The organism is Streptomyces endocoffeicus (assembly GCF_016741935.1).
Taxonomy (GTDB): Bacteria; Actinomycetota; Actinomycetes; order Streptomycetales; family Streptomycetaceae; genus Streptomyces; species Streptomyces endocoffeicus.
This window is the reverse complement of the sequence record NZ_JAERRG010000008.1, coordinates 254,080-276,482: the sequence shown is the minus strand read 5'-3', so window position 1 is coordinate 276,482 and position 22,403 is coordinate 254,080. Positions and strand designations below refer to the sequence as shown.

Here is a 22,403-nt window from a genome sequence, read left to right as displayed (position 1 = left end):
ATGGCCAGATTCCACGGCAAACTCACCGCGCGGTAATCACGGCCGGCATTACTTGACGAGCTACCAGTTCGACGGTGGGCCAGTCGATCGGCGGACGGACCCCGAGTATGAAGTCGGTAACCCCCAGCGCACGAAAGCGAAGGAGGTCGGTCACGCATTGTTCGGGCGTACCGAAAGTCACATACTCGTCGAGCAGCGGAGAGTTCGCGGGAAGACGTCGCAGCAGTTCTTCCTTTCGAGTTGCTGCTTCTCGTTCGTTCTCCGCGAGTACGGCTCGGAACGTGACCGACCTACGGATCTCGTCCGGGGACCGTCCGATCTCGGCACAGTGACCGGACAGTGCGTCGCGCTTCCGGCGGTATGACTCGGGGGTGCCGGCGAGTGTGTTCCAGATGTCGGCGTGCTCGGCCACGATCCTCAGCATGCGCTTTTCGCCATCCCCGCCGATCACCAGTGGAATCCTGGACTGCAACGGCTTGGGCGCCAGGTGCGCGGCATTCAGCTTCACGTGTTGCCCCGAGAAGTCCGAAACCTCTTGCGTCCACAGCGCCCGTGCCACCCTGCATGCCTCTTCCAGCAGGTCCATACGTGTCCCGGCCGCGGGAAAGGGGATGCCGTACTGTGCGTAGCCGAGGTCGTCGCCGCCCGCGCCCAGGCCGAACTCCAGGCGTCCGCCGGAGATGTGGTCGATGGTCGCGGCCATGACGGCGGCTACCGCCGGGTGGCGCCACGTGGGAGCAGAGACCATGAGGGCGCAGCGGATCCGACTGGTGCGCGCCGCCAGCGCGGCCAGCAGCGTCATCCCGTCGAAGCAGGGGCCGTCGGGGCCGCCCAGCGGGGGCCTGAAGTGGTCGAAGACGGACGCCCATTGGTATCCGAGCGCTTCGGCGCGCTGCCAGAGCAGAAGGGACTCGTCGAACGTACGGTTCTGCTGGCCCGAGTGGACGCCGAACCTGATGGTGTCACCGTGGACGGGCATGGGGATCCTCGATACCTGGTGTCGTCTGAAGTGCCGCTGTGAGCGTGCGAACGCTGCGGAAGGTGGCGTGGTGCATGACGTCTGCCGGCAAGCGCACCGAGAAGGCGTCTTCGAGGGCGACCAGCAGGCTCACCAGCTCCAGCGATCCGAGTCCGAGGTCGCGGAGTTCGTGGTCGGGCCCGGACATCGCCCGTACCCGGTCCTCGGGCAGGACACGCCGGACGACGTCGGTCACGGACATGAGGGTCGGGTCCATGTCGGCCTCCTCAGCGGGTCAGGAACTGGTGTGTCGTCCGATGGCGGTAGACCTGGCCCGGATCGAGGCGGACGGAGGCGGACACCTCCTGGCCGGGCGGGTCCGGGACGGCTCCCGCCTCAAGGCACAGTCCTCCGCGCGGGTGATCGGTGAAACCGTCCGCGGAGTACACACCCAGACCCCTCTGGTCCGTGGTCACTCTCATCGCGCGGCCGCCGACCGGGTCGTACAACTCCGCTGCCCAGGAAGGGTCGTCCAGCACGAAGCAGTTGTCGATGCGGGCGTCGGCGATGGGCCGCGGCCTCCGGTAGTCGAGCGGTGTGCCCACGACGCTTTCCGGAGGGCTGAGGAGCGGTACCAGCTCACTGTCGAACACCACGGCACGGTTCGCGTTGACGGCCAGGTGCTGACGGTCCACGGTGCCCGTGCCGGCCAGATTCCAGAACGCGTGGTTGGTGAGGGCACAGACCGTGGGTGCCGTCGACGTGGCCCGGTACTCGAACGTGAGCCGCCGGTGGCGGTCCACCCGGTAGACCACCTCGGCCGACAGCGCCCCTGGATAGCCCTGGTCACCGTCCGGAGTGACCAGGCTGAGGTAGAGGACGAGTTCGTCGTCGAGGCACTCGGCGTCGGCCTCCCACACGTATCGGTCGAAGCCTATGGCGCCACCGTGGACGTGGTGTTTGCCATCGTTCCGGTCGAGCTGATGCTCGACGCCGTCGAGCAGGATCCGCCCATCCCCGACGACCCGGCAGTAGCGGCCGAGCGTCGCTCCGACGTAAGGGTTGCGCCGCCGGTCCTCGTAGTCGTTCAGATCGGGCAGCCGCAGCACGGTGTTGTCCATGCGGCCGGCACGGTCCGGTGTCAGCACCTCCACCGTCGAGGCGCCGTAGGTCCAGATCACGGCGGTGAGACCGGCTCCGGTATCGAGCGTGTAGGAGTCGACCCGGGTCGGGCACTGGCCACGATGCCCGCGTGTGCGGCCCACGGTCTCCTTGCGAATGTTCATCGCCGTTCCTTCGACGCGGTGATCGGGCAGGGGGTGAGGTTCTTGTGGAGGCGCACGGTGCGCCGGCCCTCGGCGTCCGTCAGCACCCTCGCGTGCCGGCGCAGACCGAGCAGTTCCAGCAGCTTCACCGTGTCGGTCAGGTCCGGATTCGCCTCGGCGCGCAGAGCGTCCGCGCCGTTGTCCGCGGCCAGTTCCAGGGCGCGTCGCACGCAGCTCGCGCCCACAGGTGCCCCGTCGGCGAGCCGGGCCGGGGCGACGGCGAGGCGTCCGAGGTAGGCCGGCCTGAGGGCGGGCGGGAAGGCGTCCGGGTCCAGGGCGAAGGGCGGTTCCCAGGACAGGGTGAACATGCCGGCGGGCTCGCCCTCGTGGCGCAGCAGGTGGACCTCACCGGCCCGGACCCGGCGGGCGGTCGTCCCGGCGTTGCGTACGGGCGTCGGTGACCCGTAGTTCCGGGCCTGGTGGGCGTCGCAGGCACAGAGCAGGGCGTGCACCTCGTCCGGGTCCCGCGCGGTCTCCCAGGTCCAGCCACTGGCCGTAGCCGGCCTCACCGCTGCTGCCCCAGGCGACGGACCGTGACGGTCTTGGGGCGCTGGTACTCGGACAGTGCGAGCACGCTCAGGTCGGTGCCGTGCCCGGAGCCCCTGCGCCCGCCGTGTGGAAGTTCGGGGGTCTGCTCCAGATGGCAGTTGATCCACGTCTCTCCGGCGTCGAGCGAGCCCGCCACGCTCAGTGCGACGTCCACGGACGTGCTCCAGACGCTGGCGCCGAGGGCCTGGGGAACGCTGTTGGCCATGGCGACCGCCGCGTCGAGTCCGGCTGCGGCCTGGACCGTCAGCACCGGTGCGAAGACCTCCTCCTTTACGGCCGGATCCCAGGACGGGAGGTCCGCCAGCACCTGGCCCGGGCGCCAGTACCCTCCTGTCTCGCCGGGCTCCGTGACGATGTTGCCGACGTGCCGAACGCCGGCGCGGCTGCTCTCCAGGACACGGTCGTAGCGGGCCGCCTGGGCCGGGTTGTTGAGCGGGCCGAATTCCGTTCCGGCGCACCGGGCGGCCATCTCCTTGGCCAGGCGCTCCACGACCTCCAGGTAGTTCTCGCGCAGGGTGATGACCCTGGCCGGGGAAGCACAGCTCTGGCCTGCGTTGTACGTGCAGGCGCGGACCAGTGTTCCGTAGGTTTCCTCGCCCGCGTCGGGCAGTACCACGGCGGGCGCGTTTCCGCCCAGCTCCAGGGAGACCCGGCGCAGGCCCGCCCTGCGCACCACGTCGAGCCCTCCTGCGGTGCTGCCGGTGAAGGCCACCGCGTCCACCGAAGAGCCGACGAGCAGACGCCCGGTCTCCCGGTCTCCCGGTACGACGGTCAGAATGCCCGGGCCGAGGATTTCGTCGCAGTACCGGCCGAGCGTCAGTGCGGAGTCGGGGGTGGTCTCGGCCGGCTTGACGACCACGGTGTTCCCGGCCGCGAGAGCCGGCGCGGCACGCCACACGGTCATCAGCAGGGGATAGTTCCACGGAGTGATCGCGGCGACCACGCCGAGCGGTTCCCACCGGACCCAGCTCTCGTGCCCGGGGAGCAGGTGCCCGGCAGCCGGACTGTTGCCGGTCCGCAGGGCTCCCGCGAAGAAGCGGAGCACGTCGGCACTCTGCTCTACCTCGTTACGGGCCTCGGCCTCGGGTTTGCCGGTACCGGCCCGTTCCGCGTCCACGTACTCGTCGGCCCGGTCCTCGATCGAGTCCGCCAGCCTGAGCAGCAGCCTCGATCTGCGTGCCGGGGTCAGCGCGGCCCATGCGGGCTGTGCTCGCCTGGCGCCGGCGACGGCGCCGACCACGGCACGTGCGCCGCTGACGGGTATCTCACGCCGCACGAGCCCGGTGCGCGGGTCGGTCAGGCTGGTGGTGTCGTGCTGCACGGCCATGGGGCCTCCTGTCCGGGATCGACAGCCCTCACGCTGGTGCGCCAGGTACGGAGGTGGACAGCTGTCGGATGAGTTCGGGCCGCAGGATCTTGCCGGTCGGGGTGCGCGGGATCGCGTCGAGTCGCACGATCCGGCTGGGGTGGACGGCGGGAGAGAACGCCGCGGACAGCGCCGGCCGGCAGTCGGCCCGAGTGACTCCCGGGGCCAGGACGAGGGCGGCAACCACCTCCTCGCCGAGGAAACGGTGCGGCAGCGCGGCCACCGCCGCGTCCACCACCTGCGGCACCGCCCGCAGGACTCGCTCCATCTCGTCGAGGGAGACCGATTCTCCGCGCACCTTGGCGACGTGCTTGCACCTGCCGGTGATGACGAAGAAGGTGCGGCCGCTCCGCGCGTCCACCTGGTGATAGCCGAGGTCTCCGGAGTGGAACCATCCGTCGGCGAAGGCCCGCGAGGTGGCCTGCGGATTGCCGACGTAGCGTGTCATCACGTTGTGGCCACGCATGCAGATCTCACCCCTCTCGCCGGGCCGGGCACGTTCTCCGCGGTCGTTCAGTACGGCCACGTCGTTGCCGGGGAAGGCGGTGCCGACGGACGGGGTGTCGGTGTCCAGCATCAGGCGGCGGTAGGCGTCCTCGTGCAGGTCCGTCGGCATGGTGGTGGAGAAGTTGGTGGTCTCGGTGAGGCCGTATCCCTGTATGACGCGTGTTCCGGCCCGGGACGCCATCGCCCGCGCCGTCGCCGTCGCCAAGGGAGCGGCCGCCGTGACGAAGTAGTCGAACCGGGACGACAGGTCCGGCATTCGCACGGCCAGCATGGTTTCGAGGATGCTGGGGACCACGCTCGCCACACGGGGTCGGAACCTCTCGAAGAGGTCCGGGTAACTGAAGGGGTCAAACTTCCTGGCGAGCACGAGGTGCGCGCCGGCCGTCACCGTTCCGAACACGGTGAAGTGCAATCCGTTGACGTGGTGGACCGGCAGGCAGCCCAGGATGCGGTCGCCGGGCAGCAAGGCGTGGTGTCGCACCAGGGCATCGGCGTTCGCTGTCGCGTTGCGATGCGACTGGGCCACCAGTTTGGCCGCGGCGGTCGAGCCCGAGGTGCCGAAGTACAGCGCATCGGCCCACGGATCCGCCGCGGGGGCGGCGTCGGACTCCGCAGCCGGATCGATGCCTGACAAGAGTTCCGGCAGTTCGACTGCCTCCGGGAGCACCGTGTCCGGAACGGAGGGAGAGCGGACGACAGCTGACACCTGGAGGCGGCCCATCTGCTCACGCAGCCGGGCGGGCGGGTCCGCGGGGTTCAGCAGCAACACCGCGCAGCCGACGCGTTGCAGGGCGAAGAGTGCCGCCAGCGACACGGCGTCGTTGACGGGCAGCAGTGCGGCCACTCCACCGGCGGCGACCCCTGTGTGACGCGCGAGCCAACTGCCCGTCCGACGGCTCAGGGTCTCGAACTCACGGTAGGAGAGGGTCTGTTCCTCGCCCTGCTCGGAGAACGTGGTGAGGAAGGGCCGGCTGCCGTGGGTGCGGGCACGCGCCGAGAGCCGGGCGGGCATGGTTCCCGCGTCCGATGCGGCGTTGCCGAAGGGGATGCCGCCGTACGTGTGGACGCGCTCGAAGTCCTTTTGCGGAACACCGTGGGGTGCCATGACCATCTTCATCGCTCCGCCGTTTCTCACGTCAGCCCTTTCCAGCAAACCGGGACTTCTGAGGTCCGCCATGCTAGGGCGGCCCTCCAGTGCCAGGGCAAGCCCTGCCCGAATTGCTTCTTCCACTGGCCGGTCTTCGGCCGCCCACGGCTCCACCCCTTCCGTTACCCACCGATTACCGTTCAGTGAGAAAGGGGATTGTCCGAGCGACCGCACCGAATATCTTGATTGTGTCGACGGCGTTTACGAGCCTCAACAGGCCGGTCTCGCGAGCCGTCAAAAGGAGCTGAAAACCCGTTCGCCGGTCAAGGAATTCGGAGCGCAGCAGATGATGCAGGGAATTTTCGTGAGCCGGGCCACGGACGCGCACATCGAATCGAGAGCGAACCTTCTGGAGCGGGAAGTCGAACTGGCGTCGCCACCGGTGCCGGTCCCCAGGGCCCGTGCGGAGGATGTGCCGGGCCCTGCTCTGGACGATTTCCTCGGCCGGCTGGGAGAGACCGGACTCGCCGCGTGTCTGCTCGACCGGCCGCTCGCGGACGAGCACTTCCGTGCGCTCGGTCACGTGCTGGGCACTCCGCTCCCCGAGAGTGACCCGGCCGTACTTCCGAGGGTCTCGCTCGACGTGGTGCTCAACCTCGTCGGCGAAGGGTCACGGACCGACGACGTCTCTCTGCAACCGTTCGCCGCCAACTCGCTTTCCCTGCACACCGAGGGCAGCGGCCGCCCGCTGACGGAACAGCCCCGCTACATCGTCCTGATGTGCTGCGAGCCGGGGGACGCCACGGGAGCGGCCCAGACCGTGCTGGCCCCCATGGATGTGGTCGCGAGCCGTCTGACGTCCTCGGAGTCGGCCATCCTGTCCCGAACGCGGTACCGCCGCAGTGCCGAGGGACCACCGATCCTCAGGGGCGTCGACGGGCGGCGTGTCTTCTCCTTCCGGGACTTCGTGTCGGAGCCGCTGGAATGGACGCACACCGGCACGGACGCCTCGCACGACAGTGTCGACCGCGCCCTGCGAGCGCTGCTCACGAGCATGTACACCCCTGGTGTCCACACCGGCGTGCGTTGGGAGCGCGGTCTGCTCCTGGCCATCGACAACACCTTCTACTTCCACGGCCGCAGAGCCGGCACGTTCGCCCCCCGTGCCCGTCGTCGGCACCTCAAGCGCCTCCGAATCAGGTAGGGCGCGTGTCCATAGGAGAAGCCATGCAGCTCTTCGCCGCTGTCCCGCGATCCCGGCTGAGCGTCGTTCCCGAGGAGGCACGCCAGGCCGCCGCCCTCTCCCCCACGGCGGCCGGCGCCCCCTCAACGTTCCATCCCGGTGTGGACGAGCGGACGCTGGAGGTGTTCTCGCGGGCCCGCGACCCCCATGATCCCTACGAGTTGCGGGACCTGTGGCTGGGCCGGATCGAGCACGAGCTGGGGCACCGCTCCCACCGGCCCTGGCTGGCGGAGGGATGGCGGGCCGCACGGCACCGGCGGGTGGTGGACCCGGCCGAGGTGCTCTCGTCCCGTGCCACCGTGCGCTTCGTCAAGGAGATGTTCAACTGGTACTTCCGCGATGACCTCTACGGTGACCTCCACTCGGACGACCATCTCATCCTGTCCAGTGGGTCCGTCGACGAGGAACGCTGGGGCCTGCCCGCCGCGTTGAAGCACACCATCGAGTTCGCCCTGAACCGGGACTGGTACGGCTACTCGGACTCTCGGGGACGCGTTCCGGCACGCGAGGCCATAGCGGCCTACGAGACCGCCCGCATCACGGGAGCCCGTTATACCTCCGACAACGTGGCGCTGACCATGGGCGGAACGTTCGCCATCAACTCGCTGGCGGACTTCATTCTGCACAACGCTCCCGAGGGCGGAGAGCCCGTGCTCTGCGCCACGCCCAACTACCCGCCTCTCGTCGAGTCGATCGCGCGGCGTCGCGGCGTGCGGCTCGTACCGCTGCCCTGCCGGGACGGCCGGATGTCGCTGGGGCCGCTCATCGCGGCCCTCACCCCGAACACTCCGATGGTCATGCTCCAGACGGCGGCCAATCCCACCGGCGCCGTCATCCCGGAGCAGGAACTGGCGCAGCTGCTGGAAGCCGCGGCACCCACGACCATGATCATTCTCGATGAGTGTCACGAGTGGCTGGGCCGGCCCGGTACCCGGTCGCCGACGCGGGCCAATCCGAACGTGATTCGCGTTTCGAGTCTCTCCAAGACCTGGTCCGCTCCGGGCCTGAAGATCGGCTGGTTCCTGGCGGATCAGAGCTTCGTCTCCGAGTACTACGAATACGCCTCGACGACGTTCGGCGGCCCGCCGTCATTCTTCTACACACTCGTCGAGACCGTGGCCCGGATGGAACGCTGGCTCATCGAGGGGGTGGAGGAACCGGGAGCAGAGCAGGCCGACGAGTTCGAGAAGGACTACCAGGTGGCCCCGGACGGGCTGCGCGCCGCCTATCGGTCCTACCGCGCCGACCGCTTGTTCAGGCAGGAGTCCCTCACCACGTTGCGCGAGGCGACCACCACACGCCTCGTCCAAGCCTCGGGGCGAGTGGTCGTGCCGCACTGCTCCATCAACACCACGGTGGAGTTTGCCGACTGGACGGATTCCTACCTGTGCTTCCGCGACATCCTGCGCGAGACGGGTGTCTCGGTGTTCCCCGGCATTCTGACGTTCGGCCTGTCCGGTGGCGCCGTCCGGGTCACCACCGCTCGCCCCTGGGAGCAGCTGTCCGAAGCGATCACGCGCATCGGATCCTATCTCGCGGTACCCGTGGGATGACCGAGGAAGGAAGCAGACATGACGCAGTTGTTCCAGGTAGGCGGACGCAAGACCATCCTGGGCATGATCCATCTTGAGCCGTTGCCCGGCACTCCGTTCGCCGCCGACGGCAGTCTGAGCAGGATCCTCGACCGTGCCGTCCGTTCGGCGACCGCACTGAGGGACGGCGGCGCGGACGGCTGCCTGGTCCAGACGGTGGACCGGGTGTACAGCGTCGAGGACGATGCCGACCCGGCCCGCGTGGCCGCCATGACCCGTATCGTGCGGGCCGTCGTCGAGGGCACCGGCGGTGACGGCTTCCAGGTCGGTGTCCAGCTGATGCGCAACGCGGTGCGGGCTTCCCTGGCGGTGGCCAAGGTCACCGAAGCCGGCTTCGTCCGTGCCAGCACCCTGGTGGGAGCCACGCTGACCGCGCAGGGTCTGGTACAGGCGAACCCGCTCGACGTCATGGAGTACCGCCAGAAGATCAGCGCCCGGGATGTGTGCATCGTCTCCGACGCGGACTCGATGCACTTCAACTGGCTGGGCGGGGACCGGCCCACCGGCCACGTGGCCAAGGACGCACAGCAGGCCGGTGCCGACGCGATCTGTGTCTCCCATCCGGAGGAGCGACACGTGCTCGACATGGTCGCCTCGGCGCGCGAGTGGGCTCCGCGCATACCCGTCCTCCTCGCCGGCAACACGACGCACGACAACGCGGCGCGCTTGCTGGCCGCCGCGGACGGTGCCTTCGTCGGCACCTGTCTGGAACGGGGCGGCTGGGGCGGGCCCGTCGACGTCGACCGGGTGAAGTCGTACGTGGAGATCGTGCGTGGCCTGGAGCGGTGACGGCTCCGTGGCCGCCGACGTGAGACGACGTGAGAGAGGAGAGACAGATGGGGGCACTTGACCCCGAGGTGATGATCCGGCAGGTGAGCTGCCTCGCCGGTGACCTCAAGGACATGACTGGGCCGGTGGGCCGGGTGGTGGAGGCCCTGTTCGCCTCGGCGGACTGGGGATCGGTCGGATCCGTCCACCTGGTCGGTGACGGCGATTCGTACTACGCCGCCCTCTCGGCCGAGCTCGCGTTCCGCTCGCTCGCGGGGGTCGACTGCGTCGCCGCGCCGGCCCTGGGGTTCCTGGAGTACCAGGCACCCTGGCTGCGTCCCCGGAACACCGGAAGGCACCTTGTCGTCGGCATATCCGCGTCGGGTTTCACCCCACGCGTCGTGCAGGCGCTGGCCCGAGCGGGTCGGCACGGGGCTCTGACCCTCGCCCTCACCGGCGTGCCCGACAGCCCTCTGGCGCGGACGGCCGACCACACGCTCCCCGTGCAGCTGTCGGGGAGTGAGCCCTCCCCCGGGATCCGCACCTACCAGGCCAGCCTGCTGGGACTGCTGCTGCTGGCCGTACGGCTCGGAGAGGCACGGAGGCATCACACCAGCGGCGGCAGGGAGGCTCTGGAACGGGAAATCGCCACGATGCACGAAGGCGTGGCGAGCACGGTCGCCGAACTGGGCGAAGCGTGTTCGCGGGCAGCCCGCCTGGTCGGTGACGGCCCCGTCGTGGTCATGGTGGGCAGTGGGCCCGGACTCGGCGCCGCCCTGTACGGCGCGGCCAAGCTCATCGAGGGCGCGGGAGTCTCCGCCCGTGGCCAGGACCTGGAGGAGTGGCACCATGTGGACCGCTTCGCCGGGCCCTACGACATGCCCGTGTTCGTCCTCGCGCCCCCGGGCCGCTCCCACCGCCGGGCGGTGGAGGTCGCCGCCAGGGCGGCGGAACTCGGGAGGCGAGTGATCGCCGTGGCGCACCGGGAGGACACAGCCGTCGTCAGTCATTCCACCGCCGTTCTGCCCGTCGCGGCCCGTCCCAGGGAGGAGTTCTCGCCTTTGCTCTACCACCTCTTCTCCGGGGTGCTCGCCTGCCGTACCGCGCAGCGTCTGGGCCGCGTACCGTTCTGCACCGGCCCTGCCGCCCCGGCAACCGCCTCGTTGGCCGTGGCGCAACGGTCGAGTCCTGTCTCAACCGGCCTCGTCTAGCTCTCGGCCCGCACGTGCGCCGTCGTCGGCCAGCCTTGGTACGAGTACCCTCCAGCCGTTGTCGGGTTCGTGCGCCACGGCGTAGTCGGAGGCCGTGGCCTGGTGCGTCGCCCGGCAGACCCGGATCTCACCGGCCGATGCGAAGCGCAGCAGTTGCCGACAGCGGTCCATCACTGCCCCGCTCACCGTCATCCGGAGTTCCTTCTCGTTGGCTGCCCGGTAGTCCAGCACGGCCTCGCCGGTCGTCACGACGATGCAGGACCGGACGGTGTAGCGCCGTCCGGTGTCGTCGACCAGGGAAGCGGGGCTGAAGTGCTCGTGGATCGATGTCGCCACGTCCATGGCACGCTGGACATGGCTTCCCGAACGGTCGCTGTTCCGGAAGAAGCTGAAGGACACCTCTCCCACACTGAGGCAGATCTCGCCGTTGCCCTTCTCGAACTCTCGGTGAATGGTCGCCGACGCCGCCTGCGCCACGTCGGCGGACTCCTCGGGTGTCGGCTCGCCGTCCAGGCAGCGCACCTCGGTTCTGACCATGACGACGCTGACCGGCTCGGGCTTGCGGGCCGCTGTGAGCACCCGCTGGGGAGCTGAGGGGCGACGTCCCTCTGCGCCGATGGCCGTCCCGTTTGTGGACGGGGGGAGGAGCAGGTCGCGCGGTGAGGTCTGTTGAGCGGCCTGGGACATGACGGGCAGCAGCGACAGCTTGGGATCCTGCGTGATGATGGCGGTCTGGAGTGACTTGAGTTCCTCGCCCGGCTCCAGGCCGAAGTCGTCGTTGAGCAGGGCACGGATGCGTTGGTACAGCGTCAGGGCGTCGAGTTGCCGGCCGCACCGGTAGAGACCGACCATCAGCTGTGCCGACAGCCTTTCCCTGGACGGGTGGCCCAGATGCAGGTTCTCCATCTCCTCCAGGACCGCCCGGTGGCGCCCCAGGGCCAGTTCGGCTTCGAAGCAGTCTTCCCGAACGTTCAGCACAAAGTTCTCGAGAGCTTCGATCTCCGGCCAGTTGACGCCCTCCTCGACCAGTTCCGACAGGATGGGGCCCTTCGCCAGGCGAAGGGCGGCGCGTAGTGCCTTCTGCGCCGGTTCGTGTGCCCCTTTGGCGAGGGCGGTCCGGCCGGCCGCGGCGAGTTGCTGGAAGCAGGAGAGGTCGACGTCCTTGGCCGGGACACGCAGAAGGTAGCCCGGCGGATGGGTCAACACGATCGGCTCGTCCGCCCCGGTCCGACCATTGTTCATCAGCCGGCGAACATCGGATACGGCGTTCTGGAGCATCTTGCGCGCCGTGGCGGGGGTGCCCGACGGCCACAGGGCATCCAGCAGGTGGCTGGTCGAGACCACGCGGTTGGAGTACAGCAGGAGCAGACTCATCAACCCGCGCTTGATGAATCCGCCCAGGGGCACCTGTTCGCCGTCTTGCGTCACATTCAGTTCTCCCAGGACCTGGAATTTCAAAGCAGTCCCGCCTTCTGTGTTTATGAGCGTCGCCCTTGCCCGGATCGTGAACCGGGACCGCTGCCACCGCGGGCGCCGTTCACGCCGAGGTCGTTGACCGCGACGGCGCGGCCGCCCCACGCGGTGATGTCGACGATGATCAGGAGCCGGTGCTGTTCCAGTCGTCCGTGTGCACGGTGTCGTCGTGTCGCCCGTCGGCGAGGAGCGCGATTCCCGTCTGGCCGGTCCTGGCGTCGCCGGTTCCCACGGGGCCCGCGGGCAGCGCCATCAGGAGCGCGCTCGCCGCGAGCGGGGCGGCGAGGCGCACGACGTTGACGAGAGCCGAACGGCTCGGAAGTGACTGGGCCGCTTCGTTGTTGGACATCGACTGGCCTTCCTCTGGGGGGTGACGGCATAAGCGTCCCAGCCCGTGCTCCACGCGAAATATATTCCTCACGGGAGCCGATATACGTGGGCTCAACGCGAGATCTACACCGGGTCTTCTCCGGGCAGACTGTGGCATCCGATGCCGCCGAACCGTCGTGCGGCCGCGCGCTTTGGCATAGCATCTCGACGAGCGAATGATTCGCAGACTAGAGAATGGACGCATAACGACATGAGGCGCGTAATCATTGTGTCAGATTGTACCGATGTCGCGTTCTTGGAACTCTGTCTTGCCATCGAGAAAAGTGCGTCCGCCATTTCCCCCGGCGTCGACATCAGGATCGGTCCGCTTGTACCGGCGCAGAAGTTCTCGGAGATCAACGCGGCCTTCCTCATGAGACTGGTCGCGGAACTCGCCCCTCCTGGCACCCTCATCATGTGCGTGGCCAACAGCCTCCAGGAGAGGACCGAACGTCTGGTGGGCCGCACGGTACGTGGGGACTTGGTGTTCGTCGGTGCGAACACGGGTACCATGGGCTGGCTGACCCAGGATTTCGGAGTGGAGGAATGCTTCCAGATCGAGGATCCGGGGTTCGTGCCGTTCGGGGGGAAGGCCGTGCACGCTCCCGTCGTGGGCGCCGTCGCCGCCGGCAAGCCGTTGGCCTCCGCAGGCAGCCCCTTCCCACCCGATTCCGTACGCCGAACGCCCGTGGCCGAGGGTGACATCGTGCATATCGACAACTTCGGTAACGCCAAGTTCCCCTTCCGGGCCCACGACCTGTGCCACGGTGACCGGTTGAGGGTGGATGTGGGTGGCCGGAGACTGGAGGCTGTCTACGGGACACGCATGATGGACGAGGAGGACGGCACCTGGGTGGTGTACCCCGGGAGTTCGCTCGGCCTTCATGAGCTCGGCCAGGTCCGTGCCCGGGGGTTGCTCGACTTGTCCTGCGGGGTCGGTCACAGGCTGCGCATCCGCCGTGCGGTGCCCGAGTCGGTCTGCGCGGGCGATCAGAGCAAGCGGGAGAGAAGAGGAGGGTGACCCATCGTGCCGAAGGAGCCCGACGACGCGTCGGTCGACGTACGCAGATTCTTCGAGCGCAAAGCCGTCGGTTACGACGAGAACTGGCGTGGTGCCTACGGCAGGCTGGTCGACGCCTTGCTGTGGGAGGCGTTCGAGTTCTCGGTGTTCTCCCGGCTGCCTGAGGGCTTCACCTTCCTCGACCTCGGGGGCGGGGCCGGCCGGTGGACTCATCGGATCGCCACGAGCTTTCTGGGGAGCACCGGCATGCTCTACGACCTGACGCCCGGGCTGGTGGACCAGGCCGCGCAACGGGCACGACGCAGCGCGTACGCGGACCGAGTCCGGTTTCGACTGGGTGACGTGCGGGACGCGGCGGAACTCCTGTCCGGAGCATCCTTCGACCTCATCCTGAACAGTCATCACCTGCTCGGATTCGTCGACGACCCCAAGGCGGTCCTCTCCTCCCTCACCCGGCTGCTGTCGGTGGACGGGCTGATGGTCTCCTTCCTGCCCAGCCGCTGGCACGCCGCGTTCGAGGGCCTGGGGCTGGAGGACGCCGAGCAGACGGAACGCAGCCTCGCGGGCATGCAGTGGGCTGCCAACCCCGCCCCCTACCGGCATCTGTTCACTCCGGGAGAGATCCGGGTGATGCATACCGCCGCGCATCTCAGTGTCGACCTGCTGAGCGGATTTCCCAGTCTCATGCATCCGGGTGTCCACGAGACGGCGCGGGACAGAGCCGAGCAGGTGCTACAGGACGAGGGCGTCTTCCAGCGTGTTCTGGCGATGGAGAAGGAGTTGTTTATCGACCCCGACTCCCGGGGCCGGGGGGCGAACCTCTTCGTGGTGGCTTCCCGCGCGACACCCCGTATTCCGTGACGCGCGTCCTGCGCCAACACCACGATCGAACGGGTGCGTTCAAGGTCCGGTCAGAGCGGTACGGCTGCGGGACGCGAGCTGCGCCGGGGGGACTTGCTCGCGGGGGACGGCCATGGAATCCATCACCTCTCCCGCTCGCGCGAGGTACTCCTGCGCGGCCGCGTCCTCTCCGAGCTCCCGCAGCGCGTTGCCCACGACGGTGAGCGCCTGCGCGAGGTTCTTGAGATCGGTCGTCTCCTCGCACAGTTTCACCGACAGACCACCCTCTCGCACGGCGCGGTCGAGAAGACCCATCTCCCTGGAGAGCTCCGCGATCCGGAGCCGCGCGTGAGATTCACGTGCGCGCAGGCCGTTCGCCGTACACAGCGCCAGGCACATCTCGAACCAGTGGAGGGCCGTGTCGTGTTGAGCCTGCCGGTGATGTGCCAGCCCCAGCACGTAGTAGGCGTAGGCGACCCCCTCGACGTCGTCCGGTGAGGCGACCTCGTCAAGGACCTTCCGGCAGATCCGCTCGGCTTCGAGCGGCTCGTTCACGTGCACTTTGGACAAGGCCATGTTCACGGTGGTGGCCGTCTCGCCCGACGTGTGGCCGAGCCGACGTGCGAGGTCGATGGCCTTGTCGTAACACTCGATGGCTTCCTGGAACTTTCCCTGCATCTGACAGGCGAGGCCCAGGTCGTTCAGCGCCTGGCGGAGAATCACGAGGTCGTGCGAGGTGGTGCAGAGCCGGACCGCAGCGGACGCCTGCCATTCCGCACGGGCGAACTGGTTCACCGACAGTTCCATGTGGCCGCGGAGGAACCGCACCCGTCCCAGCACTTTCACATCCCGCGATGTCGCGACGGCGCTCTCCAAGCGGTCCACCGCCCTCTGGTAGTCGCCGTGATGGAGGCTCCCCCGGAAGGCACTGAGCGCGATGAGCAGATCGACGCATCGTTGCAGCCGCGTGTGGGCGCCGTCCTGCCCGTGCTCCGGGGTCGCGCCGGCCACGTCCCGGGCCAGCTGCTGCACGAGCTTGAGTGCGCACTCGCCGTCCCGCTCCGCCCACTGGCGGGCCTCCTCGGGGCTCGTCACCCGCGCCCCAGGCGCCCGCGTCGAGCTGAGCGCGTCCTCGACGGGGTCCCCGGGCACCACCTGGCGGAAGGCGCTCTTCGCCGAGGCGAGCAGATGGTTCAGCACCCCTTCCAGCGCGGCCATCTGCTCGTGCGGACGTGCCTTCCGCCGGGCGAAGTCGCGCAGCAGACTGTGAAAGCGGTACAGACCGGGTGAGGGGGACTCCAGCATCGCCTGGTCCACCAACGCGTCGAGCAGTGTCTCCGCCTGCTCATCCGTCATGGCCAGCTGTGCTGCCGCGCAGGACAGGGAGAGCGAGCGGCTGTCGACGACCGCCGCTTTGCGCAGGGCACTCGCCTGATCCTCGGGCAGGTGACGGTAGGTGAGGTCGAACACGGCCGAGATCGTGACGTCCCCCGACCTGAGCTCCTGGATGCGCTGGAACTCGTCAGCCAGACGTGTGCTGATCGACTGAAGCGACCAGCTAGGGCGTGCGGCGAGCCGCGCCGCGATGATCCGGAGTGCGAGCGGCAGCATGGCGCACGACTCGACGATCTGCTGTGCGGCGGCAAGTTCGGTGTCGACCCGCTCGGAGCCGATGGCACGCCGCAGGAAGTCGAGAGCCTCGGACGGGGCGAACGCGGGCACCTCCGCCTGTAACGCGGGCAGCCCTGCCAGTCGGGTGCGGGTGGTGACGAGAACCCCGCATCCCGCTGAGCCGGGGAGCAGGGGGCGGACCTGTTCGGCGGTGACCGCGTCGTCGAGGACGAGCAGGACACGGCGCCGGGCCAGCAGGGTCCGTAGGAGCGCGGTCCGCGCCTCGAGGGTTTCCGGGAGATCGTCGAGGCGGAGACCGAGGGAAACGAGGAAACCGGCCAGCACTTCGTCCGGTGGCACCGGCCCTCCGTCGCCGGCCCGGAGTTTGGCGTACATCTGCCCCTCCGGGTATGAGTCCCGGATGGTGTGCGCCACATGGAGAGCGAGCGCGGACTTCCCGACGCCGGCCATCCCCACCAGCACTCCGACGGGCAGAGCCGATCGGTCAGGGGTGTTCATCAGAGAGCTGATCGCCAGAGTGAGATGGTTACGGCCGGTGAAATCGGCCAAGTCCGGGGGAAGCTGAGCCGGAGCGAGGTAGGGCATGTCTTCTCGGTCGATGTCCGTCTCGCGCGCTCGAGGCGGGGGCGCCGTCTCCTCGACGACTACGGGGACCGCTGCGCTCGTGACGACCGCTTCCTCCGGTCTCCCGGTCGGCCGTGCATGGAGTTCGCTCTCCGTCCCCGCCAGAACGCGGTCGTGCAGTGCCTTCAGTTCCTGCCCCGGCTCGACACCCAGCTCGTCGATCAGCGTACGGCGCGCTCGGCGGTACGTGGCCAGGGCGTCACCCCTGCGCCCAGCCTGGGACTGGGCCTGTATCAAGAGCACATACAGCCGCTCCCGCAACGAGTACCGGTCGATCAGCCCGATCAGCTCGGCGATGTACCGCGGGCCGTAGCCGAGGGCGAGGCCCGCCGCGATGTGCTCCTCCTGGATGTACAGATGGACCTCGTTCAGCCGGTCCCTCTCACGGGCCGCGAAGGGGCCGGGTATCGCGGTGAGGGGCTCGCCGTGCCACAGGCCGAGAGCCGCCTCCAGAAAACCGTAGGCGCCTTCGAGGTCATCCGACTGCTGTGCCTGGCGTGCCAGACTCACCGCGTCGTCCAGATCGACGTAACAGGTGTCCCAAGCGAGTCGGTAACCGTCGCCCACCGACACCAGCGTGCTGGGGAACTTGCTGTCGTCCTCCAGCACTTTCCGAAGTCGCCAGGCGTAGGTCCGCAACGTTCTCATCGCCGATGCCGGTGCGTCGGTACCCCACAGCGCGTCGATGAGGACTTCCGCGCCCGCCGTTCTGCCTTGCCTCAGGAGCAGCGCGACAAAGAGAGCCTGCTGTTGCGGACTCCCCAAACTCACTTTCGCCCCGTCGCGGCGTAGCTCCAGCTGGCCCAGGAGAGAAACATGGAATTGTGGCACGTTATGTCCTTACCTACGGCCCAGTGGCACTGCTACTCCCAGTCGCCACCCCACGGGCCGGAGACCGCCTGTACCCCCCCGTTTGACGCCGAAAAACCGTTTCCCCGTTCACCCATCGACGGCGAGGCACACGAGCGTGCACACACCGCGCCCCAGACCCGGTCTTCGGCGCGCCACCGACTCCGCGGGACAGGGCTGCACCAGTAAACGAATCACAGACCCACACGTCAATGGGTATGACAACGTAATCATCAGCTCCCAACCGCGCTCGAGAACCATGTTTACCCCATCGCTGCGAATCATTGCCACGAAGGCACGCCTCACGCACTCCCGGCAGAGCTCAACACGCAAGGTAGTTGATCGAGGCGATGTGGACCATGGCCTCGGAGCTGGCGGTGAGGGTCTCGTAGTCGCGGGCGAGGCGGCGGTGCATCATGATCCAGCCGATACTCCGTAGCGACGACGGCATTCTTGAAGCCGGTGTCGACCTAGCTCTTGGAGATGGTCGGGTACGTCTCCTTCGCCTGGTCGAGGAGGCGGATTCCCAGGGCGTTCTCCGACGGGCCGGCGGCGGTGGTCACCGTCCGTTCGCGATGATGGCCGTTGCGGACCACCAGACGGCGGCCGACCTCGTCCCACTCACCAGCCAACTCGACTACGTACTGGTTGACTTCGGCCTCCAGGGCTGCGGCGAGCATCCGCCGGGCGCGCGAGAAGTCGATCCGCCGTTCCATGGAGTCAGTCAACTTCTAGCCCCTCGTGTGACGGTGAGCCCTGCCCCAGGCAGCTCAAGCGCCCCGCCAGGCCGAAGCCTGACGGGGCGCTTGTGCGAGACTCTAGTGTGACCGCCGGTAGCAGCGAGTCAGCGACCAGATCCTCTGGTATCCGAGCCGATCAGCTCAAGAACCGACAAGTTGGCGAAGCACGTACTGCATAATGCCGCCGTTGCGGTAGTAGTCCGCCTCGCCGGGGGTGTCGATGCGCACCTTGGCGTCGAACTCGACCCCGCCCGCCTTGACCTTCATGGTCTCCGGGATGCCGCCGTCGTTGAGCGCGGTGACGCCGGTGATCTCGAAGGTCTCCTCGCCGGTCAGGCCCAGCGACTCCGCCGTGGCGCCCTCGGGGAACTGGAGCGGCAGGACGCCCATGCCGATGAGGTTCGAGCGGTGGATGCGCTCGTACGACTCGGCGATGACGGCCTTGACGCCGAGCAGCGCGGTGCCCTTGGCGGCCCAGTCGCGGGACGAGCCGGAGCCGTACTCCTTGCCCGCCAGGATGACCAGCGGGACGCCGGCCGCCTGGTAGTTCTGCGAGGCGTCGTAGATGAAGGAGACCGGCGCACCGTCCTGGGTGAAGTCGCGGGTGAAACCGCCCTCGGTGCCCGGCGCGATCTGGTTGCGCAGCCGGATGTTGGCGAAGGTGCCGCGGATCATGACCTCGTGGTTGCCCCGGCGGGAGCCGTAGGAGTTGAAGTCACGACGCTCGACACCGTGCTCGGTGAGGTACGTGCCGGCCGGGGTGTCGGCCTTGATCGCACCGGCCGGGGAGATGTGGTCGGTGGTGACCGAGTCGCCCAGCTTGGCCAGCACCCGGGCACCGGCGATGTCCTCGACCGGGGCCGGGTCCATCGTCAGGCCCTCGAAGTACGGGGGCTTGCGGACGTAGGTGGACTCGGCGTCCCACTCGAAGGTGTTGCCGGTCGGCACGGGCAGCGCCTGCCACTGGGCGTCACCGGCGAAGACGTCCTGGTAGGACTTGTTGAACATGTCCTCGCCGATGGCGTTGGCCACGACGTCGTTGACCTCGGCCTCGGTCGGCCAGATGTCCGCGAGGAAGACCGGCTTGCCCTCCTGGTCGGTGCCCAGCGCGTCCGTGGTGATGTTCACCTTCATCGAACCGGCGATGGCGTAGGCGACGACCAGCGGCGGGGACGCCAGGTAGTTCATCTTGACGTCGGGGTTGATCCGGCCCTCGAAGTTCCGGTTGCCGGAGAGGACGGAGGTGACGGCGAGGTCGGCCTCGTTGACGGCCTTGGAGACCTCGTCCGGCAGCGGGCCGGAGTTGCCGATGCAGGTGGTGCAGCCGTAGCCGACGAGGTTGAAGCCGACCTTGTCGAGGTAGGGGGTCAGGCCCGCCTTGTCGAAGTAGTCGGTGACGACCTTCGAGCCCGGGGCCAGGGTGGTCTTGACCCACGGCTTGCGGGTCAGGCCCTTATCGACCGCCTTCTTGGCCACCAGGGCGGCGGCGACCATGACGTACGGGTTCGAGGTGTTGGTGCAGGAGGTGATCGCGGCGACGGTGACGGCGCCGTGGTCGATCTCATACGTCGAACCGTCGGGGGCGGTCACCAGGGTCGGCTTGGTGGGCACGCCGTTGGAGACGGCCGGGGCGTCGGAGGCCGGGAAGGACTCCTTGCCCGCCTCGTCCTCCTCCGCGTCGGCGACGTAGTTGCGGACGTCCTGCGCGAACTGCTGCGCCGCCTCGGCGAGCACGATGCGGTCCTGCGGACGCTTGGGGCCGGCGATCGACGGGACGACCGTCGACAGGTCCAGCTCCAGCTTCTCGGAGAAGTCGGGCTCGGCGGCCGGGTCGAGCCAGAGGCCCTGCTCCTTGGCGTACGCCTCGACCAGTGCGAGCTGCTGCTCGCTGCGGCCGGTGAGCTTCAGGTACTTGATCGTCTCGTCGTCGATCGGGAAGATCGCGGCGGTGGAGCCGAACTCCGGCGACATGTTGCCGATGGTGGCGCGGTTGGCGAGGCTCGTGGCCGCCACGCCCTCGCCGTAGAACTCGACGAACTTGCCGACGACACCGTGCTTGCGCAGCATCTCGGTGATGGTCAGCACGAGGTCGGTGGCGGTGGTGCCGGGCTTCAGCTCACCCGTCAGCTTGAAGCCGACGACGCGCGGGATCAGCATGGAGACCGGCTGGCCCAGCATCGCGGCCTCGGCCTCGATGCCGCCGACGCCCCAGCCGAGCACACCGAGGCCGTTGACCATGGTGGTGTGGGAGTCGGTGCCGACCAGGGTGTCCGGGTACGCCTGGCCGCCCCGGACCATGACGGTGCGGGCCAGGTGCTCGATGTTGACCTGGTGGACGATGCCGGTGCCGGGCGGGACGACCTTGAACTCGTCGAAGGCGGTCTGGCCCCAGCGCAGGAACTGGTAGCGCTCCTTGTTGCGGCCGTACTCCAGCTCCACGTTCTGGGCGAAGGCGTCGTTGGTGCCGAACTTGTCGGCGATCACGGAGTGGTCGATGACCAGCTCGGCCGGGGCCAGCGGGTTGATCTTCGCCGGGTCGCCGCCGAGCTCCTTGACGGCCTCACGCATGGTGGCGAGGTCGACCACGCAGGGCACACCCGTGAAGTCCTGCATGATCACGCGGGCCGGCGTGAACTGGATCTCCTGGCTGGGCTGGGCCTGCGAGTCCCACCCGCCCAGCGCGCGGATGTGGTCGGCGGTGATGTTCGCGCCGTCCTCGGTGCGGAGCAGGTTCTCCAGCAGCACCTTGAGGCTGTAAGGGAGCCGGGCCGACCCCTCGACCTTGTCCAGCCTGAAGATCTCGTACGATTCGTCGCCCACCTGCAGGGTGCTGCGGGCGTCGAAGCTGTTCGCCGACACGACAGTCTCCTTCATGCATGATTTCGCGCGTACCACCGCAATGCTGCCGTCACATGCCCGCGCCGATCCGCTAAGGTAGGGCTAAGTTAGGTAAGCCTTACCGGCACGGGGCGGCAGTGCGCCTTCCAGCAGATATCTCGATGTCGAGATAACCCTAATACATCGCCCCCGCGCGGTCATGCCCTGCCCGGGTGCGAGCGCGGTCTCGAAGGTGGGTGACCGCTGGGTTCGTCCCGTCGAAGGTCGAGTGCGTCGTGACCGGCCAGGGTCGTGACCAGCCAGGGTCATGACCGGCCAGGGTCATGACCGGCCAGGACCGGGAGCGGCAGACTGGCCCGGGTGAAACGACTATGGGTGGATGTGGAGAGCGTCACTACGCGGCTGGTTCGCCGATTCGGTCCACAGGTCGCCGAATGGTGCGCTGACACGCCGGATCTCATCGCGCGGCTGACGTCCCAGTGGGGACTTTCGCTCGGTGAGCCCCTCCCGGACGGTGCTTCGTCGGTCACGTTGCGGTGCCGTTGGCCCGACGGCACGCCCGCGGTGCTGAAGCTCAGTCCGGATCGGGCCCTTTTGGCCGAGCAGGCCGGAATGCTGGGGTGGTTCGCCGCCTCGGGCCGGGTGCCCGCCGTGCTGGCCGCCGACGAGGACGCGGGTGCGATGGTGCTGGAAGAGGTCGTGCCCGGAACGCCGGCGGAGGACATGCCCGCCGCTTCGCTTCCCGGGCAGTGGTCGGATCTGCTCGCCGCGCTGCACGGGGTCGCTCCGCCTCCGCGGCCGCCGCGGGTGCTGCGCGGCCGGTGCGAGGAGGCCTTCGCTCGTGTCGGCAGGCGGCTGTCCGAGCCCGCGATCGGCGCGCGTATCGATGGCACCGCGTGGGACAGGGCCATCCAGCGGTGTGAGCGGCTGCTGGACACGGCGGCGACAACCGTGTTGCTCCACGGTGATCTGCACCTGGGCAATGTGCTCGACGGTGGCGCGGAGCGCGGTCTGATGGCCATCGATCCGAAGGCGTGTGTGGGCGATCCGTGCTTCGACGCCGTGGACTACGTCGTGGCCGGCGCCGGGCTGGAGGGCGTCGAGACCCGCTGCGCGCGGGTGGCGGCGGCGTGCGGGCTCGATGGCGACCGGCTCCACGCCTGGAGCCAGGTGATCGCCCCGTTCGCGGCCATCGCCCACCTCGGTAACGGTGGTGAGGAGCCGGTGATCGATGAACTGCTCGGGTTGGCCCGGTGAGAACGCCGGACATCTCCCATCGCCTCGTGCCCCGCGCTCCGCGCTTCGATGAGACCGCTCAACCTCCGATGAGACAGGACACGGGTGCGGGCGCGGTGCGGGCGGGCATCGGTGTTCACCCGCATTCACTCGTGTTCACCGGTAAGGGTGATCG

At 68.5% G+C, this 22,403-nt stretch carries 17 protein-coding genes and 2 pseudogenes; 7 read left to right on the top strand and 12 right to left on the bottom strand.

Features of this window, described 5'->3' with window-relative positions; all coding sequences use genetic code 11:
- Positions 1-22: 22 nt before the first annotated feature.
- Genes JK364_RS21695 through JK364_RS21670 form a run of 6 tightly spaced genes read right to left on the bottom strand, consistent with a single transcriptional unit; the run spans position 23 to position 5,810 of the window.
- The gene (locus JK364_RS21695; RefSeq protein WP_201852794.1) at positions 23-979 is read right to left on the bottom strand and encodes an LLM class flavin-dependent oxidoreductase; all 957 of its coding nucleotides are present in this window, start codon (positions 977-979) and stop codon (positions 23-25) included.
- Complete coding sequence (locus tag JK364_RS21690) at positions 963-1,235, bottom strand: phosphopantetheine-binding protein (RefSeq protein ID WP_201852793.1); 273 nt, start codon at positions 1,233-1,235, stop codon at positions 963-965. Before JK364_RS21690 ends, JK364_RS21695 begins: the two co-directional genes overlap by 17 nt.
- 10 nt (positions 1,236-1,245) lie before the next feature.
- Positions 1,246-2,244 carry an aldose epimerase family protein gene (locus JK364_RS21685; RefSeq protein WP_201852792.1) on the bottom strand — a complete coding sequence of 333 codons (999 nt, stop codon included), beginning with the start codon at positions 2,242-2,244 and terminating at the stop codon, positions 1,246-1,248.
- Positions 2,241-2,792, bottom strand: coding sequence for a GNAT family N-acetyltransferase (locus JK364_RS21680; protein WP_230992292.1), 552 nt, complete (start codon positions 2,790-2,792; stop codon positions 2,241-2,243). The genes JK364_RS21685 and JK364_RS21680 overlap by 4 nt, the downstream gene beginning before the upstream one ends.
- On the bottom strand, positions 2,789-4,159 hold the full coding sequence (locus JK364_RS21675) for an aldehyde dehydrogenase family protein (RefSeq protein WP_201852791.1): 1,371 nt from the start codon (positions 4,157-4,159) through the stop codon (positions 2,789-2,791). The genes JK364_RS21680 and JK364_RS21675 overlap by 4 nt, the downstream gene beginning before the upstream one ends.
- 28 nt (positions 4,160-4,187) lie before the next feature.
- The gene (locus tag JK364_RS21670; RefSeq protein ID WP_201852790.1) at positions 4,188-5,810 is read right to left on the bottom strand and encodes a class I adenylate-forming enzyme family protein; all 1,623 of its coding nucleotides are present in this window, start codon (positions 5,808-5,810) and stop codon (positions 4,188-4,190) included.
- A 346-nt stretch (positions 5,811-6,156) separates the two neighbouring features.
- On the opposite strand from JK364_RS21670, the gene JK364_RS21665 reads away from it, so the two are divergent.
- Genes JK364_RS21665 through JK364_RS21650 form a run of 4 tightly spaced genes read left to right on the top strand, consistent with a single transcriptional unit; the run spans position 6,157 to position 10,606 of the window.
- Positions 6,157-6,996, top strand: coding sequence for a TauD/TfdA family dioxygenase (locus JK364_RS21665; RefSeq protein WP_201852789.1), 840 nt, complete (start codon positions 6,157-6,159; stop codon positions 6,994-6,996).
- Positions 6,997-7,019: 23 nt separating this feature from the next.
- On the top strand, positions 7,020-8,588 hold the full coding sequence (locus JK364_RS21660; RefSeq protein ID WP_201852788.1) for a pyridoxal phosphate-dependent aminotransferase: 1,569 nt from the start codon (positions 7,020-7,022) through the stop codon (positions 8,586-8,588).
- An 18-nt stretch (positions 8,589-8,606) separates the two neighbouring features.
- A complete protein-coding gene (locus tag JK364_RS21655) occupies positions 8,607-9,416 on the top strand; it encodes a BtpA/SgcQ family protein (protein ID WP_201852787.1) in 810 nt (269 codons plus the stop codon).
- Positions 9,417-9,463: 47 nt separating this feature from the next.
- Complete coding sequence (locus tag JK364_RS21650; RefSeq protein ID WP_201852786.1) at positions 9,464-10,606, top strand: SIS domain-containing protein; 1,143 nt, start codon at positions 9,464-9,466, stop codon at positions 10,604-10,606.
- On the opposite strand, the gene JK364_RS21645 is transcribed toward JK364_RS21650, so the two are convergent.
- On the bottom strand, positions 10,589-12,184 hold the full coding sequence (locus tag JK364_RS21645; protein ID WP_201852785.1) for an AfsR/SARP family transcriptional regulator: 1,596 nt from the start codon (positions 12,182-12,184) through the stop codon (positions 10,589-10,591). The two genes, JK364_RS21650 and JK364_RS21645, sit on opposite strands and share 18 nt — an antisense overlap.
- 19 nt (positions 12,185-12,203) lie before the next feature.
- Positions 12,204-12,428 carry a hypothetical protein gene (locus JK364_RS21640; protein ID WP_201852784.1) on the bottom strand — a complete coding sequence of 75 codons (225 nt, stop codon included), beginning with the start codon at positions 12,426-12,428 and terminating at the stop codon, positions 12,204-12,206.
- A 231-nt stretch (positions 12,429-12,659) separates the two neighbouring features.
- Here JK364_RS21640 and JK364_RS21635 point away from each other — a divergent pair, with 231 nt between their 5' ends.
- Both JK364_RS21635 and JK364_RS21630 read left to right on the top strand, forming a co-directional pair.
- Entirely contained in the window at positions 12,660-13,469 is an 810-nt protein-coding gene (locus tag JK364_RS21635; RefSeq protein WP_201852783.1) for an SAM-dependent chlorinase/fluorinase, read from the top strand.
- A gap of 6 nt (positions 13,470-13,475) precedes the next feature.
- The gene (locus tag JK364_RS21630) at positions 13,476-14,330 is read left to right on the top strand and encodes a class I SAM-dependent methyltransferase (RefSeq protein ID WP_201852782.1); all 855 of its coding nucleotides are present in this window, start codon (positions 13,476-13,478) and stop codon (positions 14,328-14,330) included.
- 39 nt (positions 14,331-14,369) lie between these two features.
- Here the strand turns inward: JK364_RS21630 and JK364_RS21625 are convergent, their stop codons facing one another.
- The 4 genes and pseudogenes from JK364_RS21625 to acnA form a co-directional block, all read right to left on the bottom strand.
- Positions 14,370-17,336 (bottom strand): AfsR/SARP family transcriptional regulator, encoded by a 2,967-nt coding sequence (locus tag JK364_RS21625; RefSeq protein ID WP_307841358.1) that lies wholly within the window; start codon positions 17,334-17,336, stop codon positions 14,370-14,372.
- 400 nt (positions 17,337-17,736) lie between these two features.
- A pseudogene (locus JK364_RS21620) lies at positions 17,737-17,971 on the bottom strand (IS5/IS1182 family transposase); the annotation flags it as partial.
- Positions 17,960-18,103: pseudogene (locus JK364_RS21615) on the bottom strand (IS256 family transposase); the annotation flags it as partial. The pseudogenes JK364_RS21615 and JK364_RS21620, both read right to left, overlap by 12 nt.
- 192 nt (positions 18,104-18,295) lie before the next feature.
- Positions 18,296-21,013, bottom strand: coding sequence for an aconitate hydratase AcnA (gene acnA / locus JK364_RS21610; RefSeq protein WP_307841344.1), 2,718 nt, complete (start codon positions 21,011-21,013; stop codon positions 18,296-18,298).
- A gap of 360 nt (positions 21,014-21,373) precedes the next feature.
- Between acnA and JK364_RS21605 the strand changes: the two genes are divergently transcribed.
- Positions 21,374-22,249 carry an aminoglycoside phosphotransferase family protein gene (locus JK364_RS21605; RefSeq protein ID WP_201852921.1) on the top strand — a complete coding sequence of 292 codons (876 nt, stop codon included), beginning with the start codon at positions 21,374-21,376 and terminating at the stop codon, positions 22,247-22,249.
- Positions 22,250-22,403: the final 154 nt, after the last annotated feature.

What these genes read in the sequence shown, in the direction of transcription:
- JK364_RS21695 (WP_201852794.1), bottom strand. Translation starts at nt 979, where the DNA reads ATGCCCGTCCACGGTGACACCATCAGGTTCGGCGTCCACTCGGGCCAG.
- JK364_RS21690 (WP_201852793.1), bottom strand. Translation starts at nt 1,235, where the DNA reads ATGGACCCGACCCTCATGTCCGTGACCGACGTCGTCCGGCGTGTCCTG.
- JK364_RS21685 (WP_201852792.1), bottom strand. Translation starts at nt 2,244, where the DNA reads ATGAACATTCGCAAGGAGACCGTGGGCCGCACACGCGGGCATCGTGGC.
- JK364_RS21675 (WP_201852791.1), bottom strand. Translation starts at nt 4,159, where the DNA reads ATGGCCGTGCAGCACGACACCACCAGCCTGACCGACCCGCGCACCGGG.
- JK364_RS21670 (WP_201852790.1), bottom strand. Translation starts at nt 5,810, where the DNA reads ATGGCACCCCACGGTGTTCCGCAAAAGGACTTCGAGCGCGTCCACACG.
- JK364_RS21660 (WP_201852788.1), top strand. Translation starts at nt 7,020, where the DNA reads ATGCAGCTCTTCGCCGCTGTCCCGCGATCCCGGCTGAGCGTCGTTCCC.
- JK364_RS21655 (WP_201852787.1), top strand. Translation starts at nt 8,607, where the DNA reads ATGACGCAGTTGTTCCAGGTAGGCGGACGCAAGACCATCCTGGGCATG.
- JK364_RS21650 (WP_201852786.1), top strand. Translation starts at nt 9,464, where the DNA reads ATGGGGGCACTTGACCCCGAGGTGATGATCCGGCAGGTGAGCTGCCTC.
- JK364_RS21640 (WP_201852784.1), bottom strand. Translation starts at nt 12,428, where the DNA reads ATGTCCAACAACGAAGCGGCCCAGTCACTTCCGAGCCGTTCGGCTCTC.
- JK364_RS21635 (WP_201852783.1), top strand. Translation starts at nt 12,660, where the DNA reads ATGAGGCGCGTAATCATTGTGTCAGATTGTACCGATGTCGCGTTCTTG.